21 protein-coding genes (1 of these 21 cut by a window edge) are annotated in these 20,821 nt (G+C 68.9%); 5 read left to right on the top strand and 16 right to left on the bottom strand.

Annotated features, from left to right (window positions below; genetic code table 11):
* Nucleotides 1-661, bottom strand: partial view of a tyrosine--tRNA ligase gene (tyrS, locus tag ACW14X_RS23790; protein ID WP_457163538.1) — the 5' portion only. It extends 611 nt beyond the left edge of the window; 661 of the gene's 1,272 nt are visible here — the first part of the coding sequence; it begins with the start codon at nt 659-661; its stop codon lies beyond the left edge, outside the window.
* Between the two features lie 134 nt (nt 662-795).
* Here tyrS and ACW14X_RS23785 point away from each other — a divergent pair, with 134 nt between their 5' ends.
* Nucleotides 796-2,256: a serine/threonine-protein kinase gene (locus ACW14X_RS23785; protein WP_457163537.1), complete on the top strand. Its 1,461-nt coding sequence runs from the start codon at nt 796-798 to the stop codon at nt 2,254-2,256.
* 23 nt (nt 2,257-2,279) lie between these two features.
* On the opposite strand, the gene ACW14X_RS23780 is transcribed toward ACW14X_RS23785, so the two are convergent.
* The 3 genes from ACW14X_RS23780 to ACW14X_RS23770 are packed head-to-tail and all read right to left on the bottom strand — an operon-like array spanning nt 2,280 to nt 7,953.
* Nucleotides 2,280-4,706 (bottom strand): diguanylate cyclase, encoded by a 2,427-nt coding sequence (locus ACW14X_RS23780; RefSeq protein WP_457163536.1) that lies wholly within the window; start codon nt 4,704-4,706, stop codon nt 2,280-2,282.
* On the bottom strand, nt 4,703-5,080 hold the full coding sequence (locus tag ACW14X_RS23775; protein WP_160028548.1) for a response regulator: 378 nt from the start codon (nt 5,078-5,080) through the stop codon (nt 4,703-4,705). Before ACW14X_RS23775 ends, ACW14X_RS23780 begins: the two co-directional genes overlap by 4 nt.
* A complete protein-coding gene (locus tag ACW14X_RS23770; protein WP_457163535.1) occupies nt 5,077-7,953 on the bottom strand; it encodes an ATP-binding protein in 2,877 nt (958 codons plus the stop codon). The genes ACW14X_RS23775 and ACW14X_RS23770 overlap by 4 nt, the downstream gene beginning before the upstream one ends.
* A 206-nt stretch (nt 7,954-8,159) precedes the next feature.
* Here ACW14X_RS23770 and ACW14X_RS23765 point away from each other — a divergent pair, with 206 nt between their 5' ends.
* On the top strand, nt 8,160-10,238 hold the full coding sequence (locus ACW14X_RS23765) for a glycosyltransferase family 2 protein (protein WP_160028544.1): 2,079 nt from the start codon (nt 8,160-8,162) through the stop codon (nt 10,236-10,238).
* On the top strand, nt 10,225-11,058 hold the full coding sequence (locus ACW14X_RS23760) for an EAL domain-containing protein (RefSeq protein ID WP_457163534.1): 834 nt from the start codon (nt 10,225-10,227) through the stop codon (nt 11,056-11,058). The genes ACW14X_RS23765 and ACW14X_RS23760 overlap by 14 nt, the downstream gene beginning before the upstream one ends.
* A gap of 63 nt (nt 11,059-11,121) precedes the next feature.
* Here ACW14X_RS23760 and ACW14X_RS23755 read toward each other — a convergent pair whose 3' ends face one another.
* Genes ACW14X_RS23755 through ACW14X_RS23700 form a run of 12 tightly spaced genes read right to left on the bottom strand, consistent with a single transcriptional unit; the run spans nt 11,122 to nt 17,323 of the window.
* The gene (locus ACW14X_RS23755; protein WP_457163533.1) at nt 11,122-11,457 is read right to left on the bottom strand and encodes a gas vesicle protein K; all 336 of its coding nucleotides are present in this window, start codon (nt 11,455-11,457) and stop codon (nt 11,122-11,124) included.
* Nucleotides 11,454-12,113, bottom strand: a complete 660-nt coding sequence (locus ACW14X_RS23750) for a GvpL/GvpF family gas vesicle protein (RefSeq protein WP_457163532.1) — start codon at nt 12,111-12,113, stop codon at nt 11,454-11,456. The genes ACW14X_RS23755 and ACW14X_RS23750 overlap by 4 nt, the downstream gene beginning before the upstream one ends.
* Complete coding sequence (gene gvpJ, locus ACW14X_RS23745) at nt 12,110-12,307, bottom strand: gas vesicle protein GvpJ (RefSeq protein WP_160028538.1); 198 nt, start codon at nt 12,305-12,307, stop codon at nt 12,110-12,112. The genes ACW14X_RS23750 and gvpJ (ACW14X_RS23745) overlap by 4 nt, the downstream gene beginning before the upstream one ends.
* Complete coding sequence (locus tag ACW14X_RS23740) at nt 12,304-13,107, bottom strand: GvpL/GvpF family gas vesicle protein (protein ID WP_457163531.1); 804 nt, start codon at nt 13,105-13,107, stop codon at nt 12,304-12,306. Before ACW14X_RS23740 ends, gvpJ (ACW14X_RS23745) begins: the two co-directional genes overlap by 4 nt.
* Entirely contained in the window at nt 13,094-13,456 is a 363-nt protein-coding gene (locus tag ACW14X_RS23735) for a gas vesicle protein (RefSeq protein WP_457163530.1), read from the bottom strand. Before ACW14X_RS23735 ends, ACW14X_RS23740 begins: the two co-directional genes overlap by 14 nt.
* A complete protein-coding gene (locus tag ACW14X_RS23730) occupies nt 13,453-13,725 on the bottom strand; it encodes a gas vesicle protein GvpO (protein ID WP_457163529.1) in 273 nt (90 codons plus the stop codon). The genes ACW14X_RS23735 and ACW14X_RS23730 overlap by 4 nt, the downstream gene beginning before the upstream one ends.
* Nucleotides 13,718-13,954, bottom strand: coding sequence for a gas vesicle protein GvpG (locus ACW14X_RS23725; protein WP_457163528.1), 237 nt, complete (start codon nt 13,952-13,954; stop codon nt 13,718-13,720). Before ACW14X_RS23725 ends, ACW14X_RS23730 begins: the two co-directional genes overlap by 8 nt.
* A complete protein-coding gene (locus ACW14X_RS23720) occupies nt 13,945-14,694 on the bottom strand; it encodes a GvpL/GvpF family gas vesicle protein (protein ID WP_457163527.1) in 750 nt (249 codons plus the stop codon). Before ACW14X_RS23720 ends, ACW14X_RS23725 begins: the two co-directional genes overlap by 10 nt.
* 2 nt (nt 14,695-14,696) lie before the next feature.
* Complete coding sequence (gvpJ, locus tag ACW14X_RS23715; protein ID WP_160028526.1) at nt 14,697-15,149, bottom strand: gas vesicle protein GvpJ; 453 nt, start codon at nt 15,147-15,149, stop codon at nt 14,697-14,699.
* Nucleotides 15,150-15,152: 3 nt separating this feature from the next.
* On the bottom strand, nt 15,153-15,404 hold the full coding sequence (locus tag ACW14X_RS23710) for a hypothetical protein (protein ID WP_457163526.1): 252 nt from the start codon (nt 15,402-15,404) through the stop codon (nt 15,153-15,155).
* A gap of 2 nt (nt 15,405-15,406) precedes the next feature.
* The gene (locus tag ACW14X_RS23705; RefSeq protein WP_457163525.1) at nt 15,407-16,681 is read right to left on the bottom strand and encodes an SRPBCC family protein; all 1,275 of its coding nucleotides are present in this window, start codon (nt 16,679-16,681) and stop codon (nt 15,407-15,409) included.
* 3 nt (nt 16,682-16,684) lie between these two features.
* Complete coding sequence (locus tag ACW14X_RS23700) at nt 16,685-17,323, bottom strand: hypothetical protein (protein WP_457163524.1); 639 nt, start codon at nt 17,321-17,323, stop codon at nt 16,685-16,687.
* 133 nt (nt 17,324-17,456) lie between these two features.
* On the opposite strand from ACW14X_RS23700, the gene ACW14X_RS23695 reads away from it, so the two are divergent.
* Nucleotides 17,457-18,725: a helix-turn-helix domain-containing protein gene (locus ACW14X_RS23695; RefSeq protein WP_457163523.1), complete on the top strand. Its 1,269-nt coding sequence runs from the start codon at nt 17,457-17,459 to the stop codon at nt 18,723-18,725.
* A gap of 88 nt (nt 18,726-18,813) precedes the next feature.
* Nucleotides 18,814-20,814 carry a fatty acid desaturase gene (locus ACW14X_RS23690; protein WP_457163522.1) on the top strand — a complete coding sequence of 667 codons (2,001 nt, stop codon included), beginning with the start codon at nt 18,814-18,816 and terminating at the stop codon, nt 20,812-20,814.
* The last annotated feature ends 7 nt before the right edge of the window (nt 20,815-20,821 follow it).

The following is a 20,821-nucleotide window of genomic DNA, read 5'->3' as shown; positions in this document are numbered from 1 at the left end:
TGGTGAAGGCGTGGACGGTCTCGCCGGTGACCCGGCGGACCAGCTCGACACCGCCGGTGATGTTGCCCCACTGGTCCGAGCCGCCGAACTGAAGACTCACCCCGTGCGTACGGAAGAGGTTCAGGTAGTCCATCGACTGCAGGAGGATGTAGGAGAACTCGGTGTAGGAGATGCCGTCCTCGAGACGCTTCTTCACCGTGTCACGCGCGAGCATCCGGTTGACCGGGAAGTGCTTGCCGATGTCACGGAGGAAGTCGATCACCGACAACGACGCCGTCCAGTCGGCGTTGTTGACCATCGTCGCGGCGGTCTCGCCCTCGAAGGAGACGAACCGCTCGATCTGGCTGCGCACCTTCCCGACCCATTCCTTGACGGTCTCGGGTGAGTTGAGGGTGCGCTCCCCCGAGTCGCGCGGGTCACCGATCATGCCGGTGGCGCCGCCGACCAGTACGTAGGGCGTGTGGCCGGCCTGCTGCAGGCGCATCGCCATGGTGATCTGGAGAAGGTTGCCCATGTGCAGGCTCGGCGCGGTGGGGTCGAACCCGATATAGAACTTCACACTCCCGCCGGCGAGCGCTTCTCGGAGCGCGTCGCGGTCCGTCGAGTCGGCGATGAGGCCTCGCCACTCGAGGTCGTCGAGGAGTGTGGGATCGATGGACACGTGGTGCCTTTCTCAGATCGTTCTCAGATGGTGTTTCCGGGGCCCGGAACGGGCTGTCCCGGAAGCAAGGGTAGTAGGCGATACCCCCTAGAGTTGACCACTGGCGTTCGCGACGAGATTTTGAGGGGACCTGGGTGATCGCAGGGAGGTACCGGCTCGAGAGGGAGCTCGGCCGGGGAGCGATGGGAGCCGTCTGGCTGGCCACCGACGAAGTTCTGGGGCGTTCGGTCGCACTCAAACAGCTGATCGCACTCGACGGCGTATCGGATGCCGCCGTCGAACGCGAGGCGCAGCTCGCCGCACGACTGGTCCACCCGAACGTCGTCGCCGTCTTCGACCTGGTGCGCGACGACGACAAGCCCTGGCTGGTGATGGAGTACGTCGAGGGCAAGACCCTCGCCCACATGGTGCGCGACGACGGCCCCCTGCCCGTCGAGGACGCCGCGAGGCTGATCGGTCAGATCGCCTCGGCTCTGCGCTCGGCTCATGCCGCCGGCATCGTCCACCGGGACGTGAAGCCCGCCAACATCGTGGTCGGCCGTGCCGAGCGCGCCAAGCTGACCGACTTCGGGATCGCGCGCGGCGTCGACTCCCAGACCACCCAGACCGGACAGGTCACCGGCTCGCCGGCGTACCTGGCTCCGGAGATCGCGACCGGTGGGCGGGCCACCCCGGCCAGCGACATGTGGTCGCTGGGGGCCACGCTCTTCCAGGCGCTCACCGGCGAGCCTCCGTACGGGATCGGCGACAACGCGCTGGCGACGCTGTATCGGGTGGTGCACGAGGACCCGCCGCGTACGCCGCTGGCCGGCCGGCTCGCGCCGCTGCTGGAGCACACGATGGCCTACGACCCCGCCGAGCGGTGGTCGGCCGAGGACGTCGTCGACTTCCTGGCCGGACGGTTGGCGGCCGAGAAGCTGGAGCCGGTGGCGCTGCGTACGCAGACGCTCGCCGCGGTCGCGGCACCCGCGCCTGCGCCTGCCGCGCCTTCGGGGCTGGCACAGTCGACCAGCACCCCGACGCGGCGCCGCTGGTGGCCGATCGCGCTCGTCGCCGCAACGGCATTGGTGCTGGTGGTCGGAGGAGCGCTGTGGGCCAACCGCGGCGACGAGCCGAGCGCGAAGCCGAATCCGGTCGCGTCCGGATCACCGCTGTCGGAGACGACCGACAAGGCCACCGACGACGCGGACGACCAGGAGTCGGAGGAGGCCTCCGAGAAGCCGTCGCCCAGCGAGACGGCCAGCGAGTCTCCGAGCGAGAGCCCCTCGGCCAGCGAGACCGCCGGCCCGACCGCCGAGGGGATCGACGCCTTCATCCGCAGCTATCTCGCCACCGCGCCCAAGAACCCCGACAGCGCCTTCGGCTCGATGCTGACCCCGGCGTTCCAGGCGAGCAGCGGAGGCATCGAGGGCTACCGCGCCTGGTGGACCACCGTCGCGAGCACCAGCGTCGTCTCGGTCTCCCCCAGCGTCGACCCGCTCAAGGTGACCTACACCTACAAGTACACGATGAAGGACGGCCGCCAAGAGGGCAGCACGGTGACCTTGGGGCTCGTCTACGCCGACGGGAAATACCTCATCGACAGCGAGGGCTGAGCACGCCGGCGACCGGAGGAGCCTCAGGCGCTGCCGGTGGCCAGCAGGTGCGCGCTGGCCGGGAGCATCGCGGCGTCGCCTTCGAGGGCGCGGGCACAGACCACGGCGCTTTCGGTCAGGCGATCCAGGTGGAGTGGGTCGGTGCAGGTCTTGACGCTGGTCCACAGGGGCCCTTCGATCGGCAGGACCCGGACGTCGCGGAAGCCGGCCAACCGTAGCTCGGTCGCGATCTCGTCCGGTGAGTGGAAGTACGCCGTGGTGAAACCGAGCTTCGGGTCGTACCCGCCGTGGGCCAAGGTGTTGATGGCGAGATCGAGCCGTTCGGCGTCCTGCTCGGCACGCGTGGCGTAGGCGAGCAAGGCCGCGTGCCGGCTGACGACGGAGGCGGCGAGCGTGCCGCCCGGCCGCAGCACCCGCCGAGCTTCGCGCAGAGCCTGGACCCGCTCTGTCCGGGTGAGCAGGTGGTAGAGCGGGCCGAGCAGGAGCACCGCGTCCGCGGAGTCGTCGGGCTCGTCGAGGTGGCGGGCGTCGCCGAGCGCCGCTGTGAAGGCCGATCCGTCGCTGAGTGCCTCCACGACGTGCTCGGGGACGACGTCGATGAGATGCACCTCGTTCCCGGCCTCTGCCAGCCATCGCGCGTGGACGCCCGTGCCCCCGCCGACGTCGAGGATCCGCGCCGGTGCCGGCGGCAGCACCCAGCTGAGGAGCTCTTGGGTTCGGAGACGTTCCAGCCGACCATGGCCGGTGATCTCGAGCCTCTCGCGTTCGACCATCGTGGCGTAGTAGTCCCGGACTGCCGGGTCGACGGGCAGCGGCGCCTCGACATCCGCTTCGGGCGCAGGCGCCTGCGGATGGCCTTCTCGGTCTGCGATGCTCACCCGCCCGCGACCGGAGCGCTTGGCTTCGTACAGTGCGGCGTCTGCGGCCCTGAGCAAGGTGTCGAGCGTGTCGCCGTGACCATCGAGCTCCGCAACGCCGGCGCTGACTTCGATGGTCAGCGGACGCTGCGGTGCCTCCGGCGGGCTGATGACAAGGGCTGATGAGCCGAGGACGCTTCTCAGCCGCAGCCCTGCGTCAGCGGCCGACATCCCGAACGCCAGCAGCGCGACCTCGTCGCCACCGAACCGAGCCACCACGTCCTCACCACGGAACTCCTTGGTCAGATGGTCGGTCAGACGGACCAGCGCCTGGTCTCCCACAGCGTGGCCATGGGTGTCGTTGATGCTCTTGAAGTGGTCGATGTCGAGCATGGCGAGCGACAACCGCTGATTGTGTCGGCGTGCCAGAGCGCACAGCCGATGGAAGTCGCTCTCAAAGCGGCGCCGGTTGGCCACGCCGGTGAGCGGGTCGGTGTCGGTGAGGCGCCGGTACATCTCGGCGCGCTCGAGCCGGTTGCGGATCCTGGCCCGTAGCTCGTTGGGGTTGAACGGCTTGGGCACGTAGTCGTCGGCCCCGGCAGCGAAGACGGCGTCTACAGCCGCGGGGCCGGTGCGCGCGGTCAGGAACAGGACCGGCAGGGCGGACCAGTGCGGGTCGGTGCGGATGGTGCGACACAGCTCCATGCCGTCCAGGTGCGGCATGTCGACGTCGAGCACGACGAGGTCGGGTCGTTCACGATCGAGGGTCCCCCAGAAGGTGCGCGGATCTTCGAGGGTGCTCACCTCGACCGGTTCGGTGGCCAGGGTCTCGCGCAGCAGGGCTAGGTTGAGGGGGTCGTCATCGACCGCGAGTACGTGGAGGCGGTCCTCACGCCGCTGGCCGAGCAGCGAGGTGACGGCGTCGATCGGTGCGGCGGCGGGACCGTTCCGAGGCAGTACCAGGTGGGCACCCGCGGTCGCGGCACGGAGCCGGTCCTCCACGGATGCCGTCTCCGCCAGGGCGACGACCGGGACGGCAGGGTGCGCCGTGCCGCAGCGCTGGATGAGCGCCTCGGCGTCGGGTACGTCCAGGTCGACGATTGCCGCCTCGATGTTCTCCTCGGCCCTGTCATCGGTCACGGCCAGGCCACGCGAGGTCGCGACCGAGCCCATCCTGGCTGCCACCGATGGAGCGGCATGGATCGCCAGGAGCCGACCGGTCGGGTGTGGCTCGGTCGCGGACGACGACTCCGTGTCGGCGGCGGCCAGCCCGCTGCGCAGCTCGGCGACGTGGCGGAACACCCGGCGGGGGTCGACTCGTGCTTGGCCGGCGAATGCGTCCTCGAGCGCTCTGGCCGGATCGGTGGCGTCCGGCAGCCCGACCGTTCCGGCCGTTCCTGCGATCCGATGGGCGGCGCGCTCGGCCTGCCGCCTGGTCTCCTCATCGAGGGCTCCCCCCTCGAGGCCGCGGACGGCGGCCTCGATCGTCGCGAGGTTCTCCGCGAGGGTCACCCGGGCTCGTACGGCGATCTCACCCAGTCGAGCGCGCGCCTGGCTGAAGGCTGACGGGGACGGATCCGACTGAGGGGTCACTGGTCCCACCCCAGAAGCTCTGCCACCTGGTCGGACAGGGTGAGCGGGTCGAAGGGCTTGCTCAGTACGCCTGCGACTCCGAGGGCCTCCCAACGTCGTCGCTCGCTGGGCTGCACCTTGGCGGTCAGCAGCACGACCGGGACGTGGCGCGTGCGGGTGTCGGCTTGGAGCCGCGCGAACGTCGTGGGGCCGTCCATCCTGGGCATCATGACGTCGAGCAGGACGGCATCGGGCGGATCGGACGCGCATCGGTCGAGCGCCTGCAGCCCCGTCGAGGCGACCTCCACCTCCCAGCCGCCGACCAGTTCGAGGCTTGCCTGGGCCACCTCGCGGATTGCGTCGTCGTCGTCGACGACCAGCACGCGGCGACTCATGAGGCCGCTCCTGCCACCACCGTTGCGAGCAACTTCATCACCTGCTGCTCAACCTCCTCCGGGTTGCTCTTCGCCTTGGTGAGGAACTCAGTCGGCCCCAGCCGCAGGCGCTCCTTGTCGTGCTCATCGACGTCCAGCGCCGTGTAGACCACCACCGGCACCTGACACAGGCGAGGGTCCTGGCGGAGCCAGCCCACGAGCGAGAAGCCGTCGCTGTCGGGCAGCAGCAGATCGAGAAGCAGCAGGTCGGGTACGAGGTCGCGTCCGAGCCGCAACGCATCGCGGGCAGTGTGCGCCGGCACAGCCAGCACGCCGTGCTCGGCAAACAGGGTGGTGAGCACATGGGCGAGCGACTGGTCGTCCTCGACCACGAGCACGCAGGGCTGGGATCTGTCGCCTGAGATGGCCTCTCTCAAGGCGGTCAGCAACGTCGTGAGGTCGAGCGGCTTGCTCAGCCAGGCGGCCACGTCCAGCGGGGAGGTGCTGGGTGGGGTGCTCGGCGGGGACCCGCTGACGATGAGGACCGGGACGTGACCGGTCCGGGAGTCCGCTCGCAGCTGGGCGATGGCGGTCCAGCCGTCGATGCCGGGGAGGGCAAGGTCCATGAGCACGGCGGCCGGGGCCACTTCGGCTGCCCGCGCAACCGCCTCCTCGCCCGACGCGACGCCGACCACGGCGTACCCGTGAGAACGAAGCATCTCACCGATCACGGCACGAGCCTGCGGATCGTCCTCGCACACCAGCACGGTGGGCATCGCCGACCGCTCCTCGGGAGACGGTTCGATGGCCACGGCAGGATCCGCAGCGGGCAGAGTGAAGTAGAAGGTGGCGCCCTGGCCCGGCTCGCTGTGCGCCCAGATGCGCCCACCGTGCTGTTCGACCAGTCCGCGGCAGATGGCCAGCCCCAGACCTGAGCCCTCCTTCTCGCGGGTGTCGGAGGCGTCGACCTGCGCGAACCGACCGAAGATCGCCTCGAGCTGGTCAGGTGGGATGCCAGGGCCCTCATCACTGATGCTGAACAGCAGCTCTTGGTCCTGCTCCGCGACTCCCACCCGGACCGCGCCCCCGGGAGGGGAGAACCTGATCGCGTTGCTCAGCAGGTTGGTGAGGGTCTGCACGATCCGGTCGGGATCGGCGTCGGCGCTTCCGGTGACGTCCTCGACCTGCACCTGAATCCGTGCTTGCTGTGCGAGGCCACGCATCTCTGCCACCGCCCGGTCGACCACGTCCGCCGCGGCAACGGTCCGCCGATCCAGCGTCACCTTGCCGGCCGCGATGCGCTCGACGTCCAGGATGTCGTTGATCAGCCTGATCAGCCGGTCTGTGGACTCCACCGCGATCTGCACCATGCGCTGCACCTTGGGTGGCGTCCCCTCCAGCAGCCCGCCCTGAAGCAGTCCGAGCGCGCCGCGCAGCGACGTCAGGGGGGTGCGCAACTCATGGCTCACCACCGAGACGAACTCGTCCTTCATCCGCTCGATCGTCCGGCGTTCGGTGACGTCGCGGAAGATGAGTACGCCACCGGCGACACCACTCTCGCCACGGGCCGGCGCGACGGTGAGCTCCACGGCGAAGCCGGTGCCGTCCGCCCGCTGGTAGGTCGCATTCGTTACGGTGCGGACCCCCTCGTCCTGCAACGCAGCCGCGACCGGGTCACCGGCGGTGGCGATCGGCTCGCCGGCCTCGTTGGTCGCCTCGGTCACGTCGTTGAACCGGGCGCCTGTCAGCTCGGTGGGAGAACGACCGAGCAGCGCGCCTGCCGCTGGGTTCGCGAACGTCACCCGGCCCGACCTGTCGAGCCCGACGATGCCCTCGCCCGCACTGTCGAGGATCGACTGGTGGCGCATGGTGAGCTGCTCCAGGTCATGGGTCCGCTGCGCGACCAGCCGCTCCAGGCCGCGGGTCAGCCGGACGTTCTCCGCCAGCGTCAGCAACTGCCGCAGGACCAGAAGCGCCGCAACCGTGACCAGGAGCAGAGCCAGGACCCAGTCCCCGAAGCGGGCCGGGTTGCTGGCCCTCACGACCAGCACGACAACGACCGGCACGTACGGCAGCAGCTCGGGAAGCAGGGTCCGCCGGGACGGTTCACCGGCAGCGTCCTCACTGGGCGGGACCAGTGCCGCCAGGGCCAGCAGCATGTACCCGATCGTCCAGCCCAGGTCCAGGCCGCTTCCGGCCGCCTCCCGGCCGTGCAGTGCCAGATAGCCGATACCCGTGTCGGCGCATGCGATCGACACGAACGCGGCACCGACCAGCAGCATCGGGAGGCGTTGTGCCCCAGTGGCCCGGGTGGCCAAGGTGACGGCGATCGTGATGATCAGGATGTCGGTCAACGGGTAATACAGGTACACGAACAGGTAGATCCAGCTGACCTCGCCGAGCTGTGCGACGAGCGGCCCGACGAGCAGGATCCAACTGATGAACAGCAGCGCGGCACCCATGATCAGTCCGTCTACGATCGCGCGCACCCGCGCCGCGGCGGAGAGTGGGCGGACCGGCAGGGAGAGCATCGCGGCGAGGGCGAACGGCACCACCGCCACGTAGAAGACGTCGGCGGGGCCCGGGAAGGTCTGGGCCTCAGGTGCCAGGACCTGGTAGTAGAACCAGATGGCGTTACCGGCCGCGTAGCACGTCGCTGCGACACCGAGCAGCCACCACGGCAGCCGCCTCCCGGTCGTTGCCTCCCTCGCGGCGCCGAAACAGGCGACGGCCGCGACCGCCGAGAAGACCACGAAACTGCCATCGGACGCCGCTCGAATCGTGATCTGGCTGCCGAGACCCACTGCCCCGAACACGGCCAGCGCCGCCGCCGCAACCGCGAAGACGATGCACGCGTTCCGGAACCGCGACCACGACCCAGCCCGAGACATCATGGACCCCCCACTCACGTCCAGTTCGACAAAGGGCAAAACATTCGTCTCCCGGATGCCATCTTGGCACGATCTCCACCAATATGCCTCTGGGCTGAGAAATCGGCCGCAGACAACGGCAAGTGACGCTATTCGGAAGCGAAGGGCTGCATGTCGGCGATTTCGCACCTAGCATGGTGTGTTCAAGCCGACAACGAGGGAGTCTCGGGATGAGTGGATCGACGTCGCCCGGTGGCAGCCGGCCGAGGCGCGCCTCCCACGCCGGGCCTCCGCAGATCGCACGAGTCGGGGCGTCGGCCGCCACCGTAGAACCCGGCGGCAGCCTCGCTGGATGGGCGTTCCTGCTCGGGGCACCCCGACCCGAGCGACGCCGGTCTCAGCTGCTGGCGCACGTGGGCGGCCTGACGGCGATCGGCGCGCTGTTGGTCTACCTCACGTGGCGAGCGGCGTTCACCATCCCCGCAAGCGGATGGGACCGGACGGCCGCGTGGCTGCTCGTGGTCTTCGAGGGGCTTCCCCTCCTGGGGCTGCTCGTCCGCCTGGTGACGCTGTGGAACGTGGACAGTCGCGCCCCGCGCCCGGTGACCGACCTCCCCGAGGGCATGCGCGTCGCGGTGCTCATCCCGACGTACAACGAGCCGGTGGAGGTGATCGCGCCGACGATCGCGGCCGCATGCGCTCTCGAGCCTGCCCATGAGACCTGGGTGCTGGACGACGGCGAGCGCGACTGGGTCCGACTGTTGTGTGAGGAGTACGGCGCCCGCTACGTACGTCGCCAGGTGCACGACCACGCAAAGGCGGGCAACCTCAACCATGCCCTCGACCTCATGGCGAGGGAGGCTGAGGACGGGCGGGACGTCGACGTCATCGCGGTCCTGGACTGCGATCACGTGCCGCTTCCGACCTTCCTCACCGCGACGCTGGGATGGTTCGACGACCCGGACATCGCGCTGGTGCAGGGGCCGCAGACGTTCTACAACTCCGGCGCGTTCGACGACGACGGGGTCACCGGCGAGCAGGGCATCTTCTTCCACGTGCTGATGGCGTCCCGCAACAAGGACGGCGCGGGGCCGTTCTGGTGCGGGTCCACATCGCTGCTGCGCACCCGTGCGCTGCGTGAGATCGGCGGCATCGCCACCGACACCATCGTGGAGGACATGCACACGACGCTCGGCCTCATCCGGGTCGGATGGAAGACCGTCTACCATCACCAGACGCTTGCCGTGGGGCTGGCACCGCAGACCCCCGAGCAGTACCTGCTGCAGCGGCGTCGCTGGGGTCTCGGCGCGATGCAGGTCCTCGCCAAGGAGCGACTCTGGGCGGCCAAACGGTGGATGTCGTGGCGCAACTACTACGAGTACCTCAGCGGCACGCTGTGGTGGCTCGAGGGCGTCGCCACCGTCGTCATCTTCGTCATCCCGGCTGCCATCCTGCTCAGTGGTGCCCAGACGTCCACCGCCGGGCCGGGCACCTTCGCCGCGGTCTTCCTCACCATGCTCGTGCTCCGGTTGTGGGGCGTCCGCCAGCTGTTCCGGCACCACCTGCACCTACCGAGCGCCTTCGCGCTGCGGATCTTCCGGATACCCGTCGGCATCTCCTGCCTGTGGTGGCTGCTCACCCGCCGTACCCTCGAGTTCGCAGTCACTCCCAAGGCCGGTGCCGAGCAGCGGGCCCGCGGACGAGTCCCGAGAGTGGTCATCGTGCTGATCGTCGCGGTCTTCGCAGTCCTGGGCTACTCACTGGCCGGTGCCCTCGGGCTCGTCCCGTGGCGCGCGACGGATGGCGCGACCGTGGCCTCCGCAGCCTGGCTCCTGCTCGCGGGGATCGGACTGGTGCTCGGCGCGATACGAGTCCTCTCACCGGCGTACGCGACCACCCGCCGCGACGCACACCGCATCGCGCTCCGCGCACCGGTCTCCATCGACGGCACCGACGGCGAGCTGATCGACATCTCGGTCGGCGGCGCCGCCGTACGCCTGCCCTCCCGCACCATGCCGATCTCCGACGGCGCCGAGCTCGTGCTGCCCCGGGCAGCTCCGGTGCGCATGCGCGTGGTCCGACGCAGCGACCTCCCGGGCGACGCCGGGTCGGTCGTGGCTCTTCGGGTGGCAGACGACGACTGGGCTGCCCTCCGCACCATGTCGCTGTGGCTGTTCCACACCCCGACCGGCGTCATCAACGGCATCCCACCCGGCGTCCCTGCCGTGGCCGCCATGAGACGAAGCCACCGGTCGCGAGCCCTCGGCCACCTGATCGCAGAACGCGAGGATGCCCATGTCCGTTCATGACACCAGCGGGACACCGGACCGCAACCCCGGCGAGACCGACCTCCAGTCATCCATCACCCATGCCATCGCCCATGCCATCGAGCACGATCAGCTCGTGCTGCACTACCAGCCGATCCTGGACCTGCGAACCGACTCCGTCCACGCCTACGAGGCGCTGGTGCGGTGGAACCGCCCCGACGTCGCACTCGTCCCACCTGCCGAGTTCATCCCCGTCGCGGAGACATCTGATCTGATCTGTCGCGTCGGCGCCTGGGTGATCGACCGCGCCGCCCGCCAGCTCGCGGACTGGAACAACGACACCGGAAACCGGCAGCTGATCGTCGCGGTCAACATCTCGGGGCGCCACATCAACACCCCACGGATCCGGGACGACGTGGCGGCGGCCCTCCAGGCACACGACATCGACCCCGGCCAGCTCGTCCTCGAGATCACCGAGACCGTCCACATCGACGAACACGCCATGGACCACCTGAACGAGCTGCGAGGACTCGGCGTCGGGCTCAGCCTGGACGACGTCGGCACCGGCCACAACACCATCGACCAGGTCTCCCGGCTCCCGCTGGACAGCATCAAGATCGACTTGACCTACATCGACCCGACCACACCCGCACTCCGCGAGACGCTGCAACAGCTGGTCGATGTCGCGCACTCGCTCGGCCTCGCAGTCTGCGGCGAGTGCGTCGAACGCGATGACCAGCTGGCCCTGCTCCGATCGTTGGGGGTGGAGGCCGCCCAGGGCTACCTCCTCGGGCGCCCCACCACCGCCCAGGAACTCGACGGTCGAATCTCGCGACAGGAACCACCGCCGCACGTCCGATGACGTAGCGGGGTACGCCGGAGATCACCACCGGCGGGCGAGCCACCGAGCGGCGAGAGCTGATCCTCAGAGGAGCTTGCCCAACGGGCCCAGGTCGATGTTGAGATCCTCAGCGGTGAGCCCGAAGTGGTCGCGCAGCTCGGTCATCTTCTCGTCCAGGAGCATCAGGGTCTGCCCCAGCCGCTCGATGTCCTCCTCGCTCAGGCCTCCCGCATCCATCCGTCGGATCGCCTGACGCTCCATCAGCTGGCGGAGCAGCTCCACCAGGGTGAGCACGAGCTGTACGAGCCCCTTCTCGACGGACTCGGGGTCGGCGTCGATCCGCCGGCTCAGCGCCGACGGCAGGTCCCGCTCGTCATCGAGGTCCAGAGGCCAGGGAACTCGGTCTTCCGGATCCGTCACGCGCCGACCTCCTGACAGAAGCTGAACGGTGGCCAGGGGCCGGTGACGGTCGCACCAGCCCGGCTCGTGGCCCACCGCTCGACGGCCGCCAAGACCTCCTCCACGACCTCGTCGGCCACCAGGACGGACAGCCGCTCCTCGCTCGGGCGGACCTGTGGCAGCGGCGTGATCTCCGAGGCGTACGGAGCGAGCAGCCCCTTCAGCTCGGCGGTCTGGTGCTCGTGCGATCTCACCTCGGCGGCGCGCCGGCGAAGATAGCCCGTGCCCGTCTGCTCCGCGTTGTCGGTGCTGTCGGTGCTGTCGGTGCTGTCGACGGCACCGCCCGGTAACGGCAGGTGCACGATGCACTCGCTGCGTCCCGCGACGGCGGTGATCCTCTCGGTCCATGCGCTCTCGTGCTCCGCGACGAGCTGCTCGAGCTCCGTCTCGTCGCTCACGACCGTCCCGAAACGGACCGGAAGAACGGGAAACCGGGTCCACAGCTGGTGGAGTATCCGCCCGTACGCGAAGACCTCGCGGGTCGATCGCTCGGGTGCCTGGGTGCGCGGTTCGACGAAGAGCGTCACCTCGCCGTATCGGTGCGCCCGCAGCGGCGTACCTTCCGTGGCGGCTGTGCTGTCGGCGTCACCAGCGGCGACGGCGTAGAGCAGCATCATGACTGCCTCCCGGCTCCGGGCAGCTGGATCCTGTGCGCGGGGGCGATGACCAGGCGCAGGCCGACGTAGACGAGGTCGACGCCGGCCAGCGACAGCACCAGGTCGCCGCCCACCACGACGCCGCCGTCGATCAGCCGGTCGACGAGGTCGACGAGCGAGGTCTCGTCGAGTGCGGGGGAACGCTCGAGCGTCATGACACCAGTCCGGTCAGGCCGTCGTCGTGCGGCTCTTCCGCACCGACGAAGCTGTAGGGCGGCCACGGCCCGGTCACCTCGATACGCATGCCGGCAGTGGCGACCAGATGGTTGTGAAGCTCTTCGGCAAGGCCGAGGAACCGGTGCTCCTCCCCCCGCTGCACGAGGTAGGCGCTGTTGAGCAGCATCGGCTCGTCGCGTCCGGTGACGGCAGCATCGAGCGGGGCGCGTACGACGCTCGCGGCCGCGCCGCGAGCCAGCGTCTCGTGCGTCTGCGTCACGGCAGTCTCGCGCCGTCCGCGTTCGGCGTCACGGGCGTCCTGTTGCGACCGGCGCCGTTCGAGGTACTCACGGCCGCTGCGGGGCGCAGGCGTCTCCGGCGCAGCTGGAGCCGAGGTCGGGAAGATCTGGAGCGACCACTCGACCCGACCGGCCAGGAGCTGCCAGGCGTTTCCGAGGTGGACACGACTCGACTCCAGAGCGACGATCAGCGCCTCGTCGCTCGGGTAGATCCCCGGGAGCTGCAGCGGCAGCACGTCCCCTTGCTCGACCAGGTGCTGGAGCACGTCGTGATGGGCCGAGGCGACACGGGTGAGCCAGCTCGTTTCCTCCCCGTGCGCTGCCCAGGCGGCCTCGCCGAAGGACTCCGTGGGCAGATCGCTGACGACGATCTCGAGGTCGTGGAACGCGACGGTGCGTACCTTCGCATCCGCGATGCCGCGGTCGGGCAGGGAAAGCGGCCCATCGCTCGGCACCAGTCCGTACGCGTGGACCACTGTGGTCGGGTCAGCGATGTTCACGGCTCGTCTCACCTTCCACGATCTCGGTCTCACCGCCGACGCTGCGCTCGAGCGCCTCGAGGCGCCGGCGGAGGTCGAGCTCTTCGTTCTTCTTCTCCTCGTCCTCGATGTTGCTGACGAACGGGTCGCCCTCCCACCAGTTGATGCCCATCTCTCGCGCGCGGTCGACGGAGGCGACCATGAGCCGCACCTTGATGGTCAGCAGCTCGATGTCGAGCAGCCTGACCTGGATGTCGCCGACGATGACGATGCCCTTGTCGAGGACGCGCTCGAGCACGTCGGCGAGGCTCTGCGACGACGCTTGGGGGCGGTTGTTCACGAAGACGGGCGTGCGCTGTGTCTCGGTCATCGATCCTCCACCTGGGCTCGGACGTAGCGGTGGGTGCGGCGATAGCCCGTGAGCTCACCGTCCTCCCCGACCGTCACCTCGTACGACGCCAGGACATCGGTGGTCTCCGGCACACGCTCGAGCTCGAGGATCTCCGCGGTGACGACCCAGCCGTCGTCGTCGCGACGGATCGCCGTGACGCCCTCGGCGGGACATCCCACGAGCGCCTCGAGCTCTTCGAGCACCTGCTCGGCGATCGAGGACAGCGTGGGTTTGCGGGGCTCATTCATGCCAGCCTCCGGCGATCAGGCGCTGCACCAGATCCTCCTCGAGATCGGCAGCCTCCTCCTCGGTCAACAGGCCCGCCTCCCGGCGGGCGTCGACCTCCTCGAGGGCAGCCTGAATCGCGGCCGGGTCGTAGTACTGACTCTCGGCCTCGTCCTGGATCTGCTCTGCCACCCAGACCACACCGCGCACGGGCGCGATGGGCAGGGTCAGCAGCTGCGTGATCAGGCCCATGCGAGCTCCTCCGACGAGGCGGCTTCGAGAAATGCGTACGGCGGCTGCGGACCGACGTACCGAAGCGACGCCAGCGGTGCCAGGTCCTCGCGCAGCGTGGTCACGGTCACGTCGACCTCGCTCTGTCGGTCACGCTCGACCAGCAGGAAGACCTCCGCCGCCTGCAGCGCGCCGCGGACCTCGCCGAGCGAGACCGCGCGGGCGGTCGGGGCCAGCCGATCGACGACGCCGTCACCGACGCCGGCCCGAAGCGCGTCGAGCGCGGCCGCGATGGCCTCGCCCAGGCGTACCTCCGCCGAGTGCCGCTCCTGCGGGCTCGCTCGCTGTACGTGGTCGCGCAGCGCGACGAGGTCCTGGTCCCGGCGCAGCACCTCCCTGAGCGCTTCGGGCTCGATCAGGTCGACCGAGACGGTGAGCTGCAGCAGACCGTCGAACCGTTCCAGCAACGGGCGGATCTCGTCAGCGCGGCTCTCGATCAGCTCGTGGCGCACGGTGTCGTCGTCCGGCATCTCCACACCGAACTGCATGGGGAGCACCGTCCCGAGCGCGGCCACCGCCTCGAGCGTGTGGGCGTGTGCCAGCAGGTCCTCGCGCAGCACGCGCGAGTCGGCGTCCACGTCGCTGACGAGCACCCGAAGGCCGTCGCCGTCGATCTGGCGCAGTGGACGTCTCGACCGTCCCGTCCGGTCCGCGGGGATCGTGACCGATGTGTCCGTGACTCCGTAGATGTGGACAGGCACGGTCAGTCCTCCTTCTCCTTGGTCTGTCTGGACGTGCTCTTACGGGTGCGACGAGCGGGCTGCTTGCGACCCTCGTCCTTCTCCTCGTCGGCGTTCTCGTCGGAGTCCTCGTCGTCGCTCGACAGGATGCTCCCGAGCTTCTCCTTGGCCCCTTCGATGGCACCCGACGTCTTGCCCTTGGCCCCGGACTCCGTCACGCCCTGGATGAGCTCCGGGATGCCGTGGGTCTGGGTATCGGTGAGATCCAGACGATTGACCGCCTCGGCGAAGCGGAGGTACGTGTCCACGCTGGCGATGACGATGCGCGCGTCGATCGTCAGCAGCTCGATGCCGACGAGCGAGACGCGTACGTAGATGTCGATCACCAGACCCTTGTCGAGGATCGTGTCGATGACGTCGGCCAGGCTGCTCGGAGCCGGACGGTCGAGGTACCGGTTCTGCTGGGTGATGGTCATGACTCAGTCGCTTTCTCTCGGTGTCCCTGCGGGCACGGGCTGCTCGGCACGCTCGAGGAGGTGCCTGCGGATGTAGCTCCGGTTGGCGCCGAGCGACGCCGCCAGGCGTGACTTCCCGCTGCCCACGAAGTAGCCGATGCACCAGTCGAGCTGCTGCAGGGCGTCCTCCGCGGCGGTTCGGTATCGGTCGACCTCCTCCATGAGGTGCTCGACCTCACGCTCGAGCTCGTGGACCTGGCTGTCGTCGGCGGCCATGCTCAGGCCCCCTTGGCGGAGGAGCGGGAGGACGTACGCTTGCTCGCGCTCTGCTTGCCGGCGCTCTGCTTCCTCGGGCTCCGCTTGGTCGCGCTCTGCTTCGTCGGGCGCTGCGCGCTCGTGGTCTTCTTGGCGGCCGTCTTCTTGGCCGTGGTCTTCCTGGCCGTCGTCGTCTTCTTCGCTGCAGTCTTCTTGGCCGCCGGTCTCTTGGCCGGGGGCTTGTCACCGGACTGCCCGTTCCCAGAAGAGCTGTTTCCAGAACTCTTGCCGGACGACCCGCTGCCGGACGACGACTTCTCGGAACCGCGCGAGCTGCTCGACGTACGGCTGTTCGCCTTGCTGCTCTTCTCCTGGTTCTTCTCCTGGCTCTTCTTCGAGCCCTCGTCGGCGCCGTCGTCCACGACCTGCTTGTCATGGATCTCGCCGGTCCAACCCTCGATCTCGTCGCGATGGAGAAGGGTGTGGTTGGCGACGTGACGCCGGAAGTGCTTCATCTCCAGACGCACCCGGCGACCCTGAGCACGCCAGAGGTTTCCGGTGTGCTCGAAGAGGCCCTTGGGGTGGTACTCGAGCGAGACCAGGATCCGGGTCAGGTTCGGCGCGAGCTCGTGGAAGGTGACGGCGCCGTCGACGCGCCCCTTCTCGCTCTGGCTGGTCCACACGATGTGCTCGTTCGGGACCTGGTCGAGGATGGTGGCCTTCCAGGTGCGGTGGGACCAGAACACCTGGGCCTGCCAGGTGATGACCTCGTCCTCCTCCTGCGTGACGTTCTCGACCTTCTTCATGAAGGTCGGGAACTCCTCGAACTGAGTCCACTGCTCGTAGGCGACGTCCCGGCTCACGGGTACGTCGATCGACTCGACGATGTTCGTCACCTTGAGCTTCTTGCCGGTGGGCTGCTCGCTCTTGCCGAGGTTCCCGGCGACCTGGCCGACGGTGTCCTTGACCTGGGCAGCCGTCTCCTTGACCTGGGCGGCGGTGTCCTTCACCTTGCCGACCGGGGCCGTGACCTTGTCGGCGGCCGCCTTCGCCCCTGCCTTCACGGTCGACCCGGCCTTGGACTGCTTCGCGTCGCCCTTCGTGGGAAAGCTGTCGGCGAAGCCGGTCAGCCGATCGGTGATCCCTTCGACACCGTTGCCGATCCTGTCCAGGCTCCGCTTACCGAAGGCTCGTCCGAGGCCCACGGCCTCGTGTCTCAGCCGGTCGATCGGCAGCTGCGACAGGAGGCCCGAGTCCACCTTGTCCGTAGCTGCGTTCTTGCGAATCTGTTCCGTCATGACTCAGGCACCTCCGGTCGGCGCACCCGCGCGACGACGACGGGAGCTCCGCGCGCCTCGGCGCGGCTTCTCCTCTTCGTCCTCGTCCTGCTGGTCCGTCTCGTCGTACTCGTCCTCGGGCTCTTCCTCTGCTTCTTCCGCTTCTTCGTCGTACTCGTCCTCGGGCTCTTCCTCTGCTTCCTCTGCTTCTTCGTCGTACTCGTCCTCGGGCTCTTCCTCCGCGTCCTCCGCTTCCTCGTCGTACTCGTCCTCGGGCTCTTCGTCCGGTTCGTCCTGAGCCTCGTCTACGGGCTCTTCGTCCTCCGGGACCTCATCGGTGTCCTCGTCGGATGACGACGCGCCCCAGAGCGTGCTCTGCTCACGCAACCGATCGCTGAGCTTGTCGATCTGGCCCGCGGCCGCGGCGACCGCGGCTGCCTTACCCGCCTGAACGAGCTTTCCGCTGACCTGCTGCCCGAGCTTCTGTACGTCGGACGAGCCGCCAAGGCTCTGTGTCCCGATCTTCAGCATCTCGAGGCTGCGTTCGCGAACGGCGCTGTTGCTGAGCGCCGACGCAACGACCACGGCGAGTCGCAGTTTCTTGAATCTCCCGAGCACATAGCCAGCCGCTACAGCGGCTCCCACGCGCGTGGTGACAGACATGTTCGTGCTCCCTCCTCGGGTGGCCCTCCAACCACCCACGTACCCCCGGTGGTACCCGTAGCGCCGCGGGACATACCTCTCATCTGCGGGTTCGTGCCGCGGGACGGCAAGGAACCGTGGATAGTCTCCGAACATGGGCACGAGCGCGGGACAGCAGGAAGACCTGCCCGAGTCGGTCGTCGTCGAGCTGCGCCGCACCGCTGCCGAGCTGCTGGGACACGTCGCGTCGTACGCCGATGACATGCTCGCCCACATCCTCGAGCGGATCCCGGAGGCGAGCGCGGATGACGAGCTCCGCGGGCTGACGCTGGGATCGTGCTCCTCGAATCTCGAGGCCGCGCTGTCGATGGTGCGGCACGGTATCGACGTGGGTGCCGCCTCGGCGCCCGTCACCGCGCTCGAGCATGCGCGTGCGATGGCCGGCCGCGGCTACAGCGTCGATGTGATGCTGCGCTTCTACCGGATCGGCCATGCCTACTTCAGCGAACGAATCCTGACCGGGCTCGCCGACTCGGTGAAGGATCCGGCCCTCGCCCTCGCGGTGGTCGCACACCTGCAGCACTACGCCTTCGCCTACGTCGACCGCATCTCCAGCGAGGTCGCCGCCGAGTATGTCGCCGAGCTCGACCGGATCCAGACCCGGGCCCGTGCGGCGCGGACGGATGCGGTCCGCACCCTGATCGCCGGCGGACGGATCGACCTGCGGCGCGCGGAGCGCACCTTGTCCCACCGGCTCACGGGCTGGCAGACGGCCTTCGTCTGCTGGACCGACAGCGACGACGTCGACCTGGCGCGCGTGGGTGAGACGGTCGGCGCCCACTTCGGATCTCCTCATCCCCTGCTCGTCCCGGACGGCGCTCGGGCGTTGTGGGGCTGGGTCTCCACGACGGGAGCTCCTGGCATCGCACCGGGGGACCTCAGACCTCTGGCCGGGAGAGTCCCGGACACGATCCGGGTCACGCTCGGCACGCCGGGATCCGGTGCCGCTGGCTTCCGCGACTCCCATGTCCAGGCACAACGCGGCCGTCGGATCATCGAGCTCGCGGGTCGCGGAGCGGCGGTCACGACGTACGCCGAGGTAGCGCTGGCAGACGCGATGAGCGGCGACCTCGACCTGACTCGCGCCTTCGTCGCGACCGAGCTGGGCGGGCTGGCGGTCACCGGGCGTCGGGAGGAGGAAGAGCGGCGGGCTCTGCTCGCGGTGCTCGACGCACAGGGTGGCCTGGCGGCCGCGGCCGACGAGCTCGGCGTACACCGCAACACCGTGCTGCAGCGGGTTCGCCGGGGTGAAGAACGGCGTGGGCGTCCTGCGACCGAGCGCGTTGCCGAACTGCATGCTGCATTGCGCTTGGTGAGCGTCCTGGGCCCACTCGTGCTCTCGCCGGAGCACGACCAGGTCTGACCGGAGCCGGCTGGGATGTGCTGCGCGCACATCGTCATGGGCTCGGCACCTCTCGCGGGGTGCGGCTCGCGGTTCGTACGTTTCGAGCATGTCAACAACGACGGAGCCCGCAGCCACTCGTCACGCGCTTCCCGACCCGGGCGAGAAGGTCCCGACGATCTCCTGGCCCATCGTCGGCATCTTCGCAGGCGCGATCGCACTCTTCACGGTCTCGACCTGGGCGGCGTTGGCCGAGCGCCTTCCGGTCCCGGTGACGGTCCTGCTCAGTGCGGCGGCGATCTTCGTGCTGTTCACCGTGCTCCACGATGCCGCGCACTACTCGATCAGCACCCATCGCTGGGTCAACGTCGCCTTCGGCCGGGTCGCGATGTTCTTCGTGTCGCCGCTGATCTCGTTCAGGTCGTTCGCGTTCATCCACGTCGAGCACCACCGCAACACCAACGACGACGACAACGACCCCGACCACTTCGTCAGTGGCGCTCCGTGGTGGCAGGTGCCGTTCCGGTTCCCGCTGATGGACGTGCCGTACCTCTCCTTCCTGGTGCGCAACGTTCGGCGGCGTCCGCGGGCGGAGGTGGTGGAGACCTCGTTCCTGCTGGTGATGAGCATCGTGGTGATCGTGGCGGCCGGGTTCACCGGCCACCTGTGGACGCTGGCGGTGCTGTACCTGATCCCCGAGCGGGTCGCGATGTTCGTGCTGGCGTGGTGGTTCGACTGGTTGCCGCACCACGACCTCGAGGACACCCAGCAGGAGAACCGCTACCGCGCCACCCGCAACCGCGTCGGCTCGGAGTGGGTCCTGACTCCTCTGCTCCTCTCGCAGAACTATCACCTCGTCCACCACCTGCATCCCTCGATCCCGTTCTACCGCTACGTCGCGGCCTGGAGACGCAACGAGGAGGCCTACCTCGAACGCGATGCCGCGATCGGGACGGTCTTCGGCCATCAGCTCGACGCGGACGAGTACCGCGAATGGAAGACGCTGAACGGCAAGATGGCCCGGCTCCTCCCGGTGCGGATGCCGAAGCGATCCTCTGCCCGTGCCGCGGAGTTCCACCCGGTTCCGGTCGCCGGCGTCGATCGGTTGACCGACGACAGCGTGCTGATCCGCTTCGCCGTGCCCGACGAGCTGCGCGAGAAGTTCTCCTTCGAACCCGGTCAGCACCTCGCCGTCCGCACCGACCTCGGCGGAGAGGGCGTACGTCGCAACTACTCCATCTGCTCCTCGGCCACCTCCGACACACTGGCGATCGCCGTCAAGCACATCCCTGGCGGGGCCTTCTCCACCTTCGCGATGGAGCAGCTCCGAGCCGGCGACACGCTCGAGCTGATGACACCGACCGGTTCGTTCGGGACAGCGGTCGACCCGCTGGCCACGAAGAGCTATGTGGCGATCACCGCCGGCAGCGGCATCACCCCAGTCCTCTCGATCCTGCAGACCACCCTCGCCGTCGAGACCGAGAGCCGCTTCACCCTGATCTACGGCAACCAGGACGCGGACAGCACGATGTTCCGCGACGAGCTCGACGACCTCGAGACGCGGTACGCCGATCGGCTCCGGATCATCCACGTACGCTCCCGCGACCCGTGGCACCCTGCCCCGCTCCGGGGTCGCATCGACCGCGCGAAGCTCGAACGGTGGATCGGCTCCGACCTGCCCGCGGCGTCGGTGGACGAGTGGTTCCTGTGCGGACCGGTCGAGATGGTGACCGACCTGCGCGACCTGCTCCTCGAGCGCGGCGCCGAGCCGGACCACGTCCACGTCGAGCTCTTCCACGGCTACGCCAAACCCCGGGTCGCTGATGGCTTCGCCCCGGCCACGGTCACCGTCGGCCTGCGCGGCCGACAGCACGAGGTCTCCCTGACCGCCGGCGACACCGTTCTCGAGGCCGCGTTGAAGGCCGGGCTGGACGCGCCGTACGCCTGCCTCGGTGGAGCCTGCGGCACCTGCAAGGCGAAGGTGACGCTGGGGTCGGTGGCGATGGAGCAGAACTTCGCTCTGTCCTCGGCCGAGGTCGACACCGGTCACGTTCTCACCTGCCAGTCTCGCCCAACCACCCCGGCGGTCACCGTCGACTACGACCACTGAGCCGACA

The sequence above is a fragment of the Nocardioides sp. YJ-D4 genome, from assembly GCF_054031495.1.
Note: the sequence above shows the minus strand (reverse complement) of the source record. Positions and strands in the feature narration are given on the sequence as shown.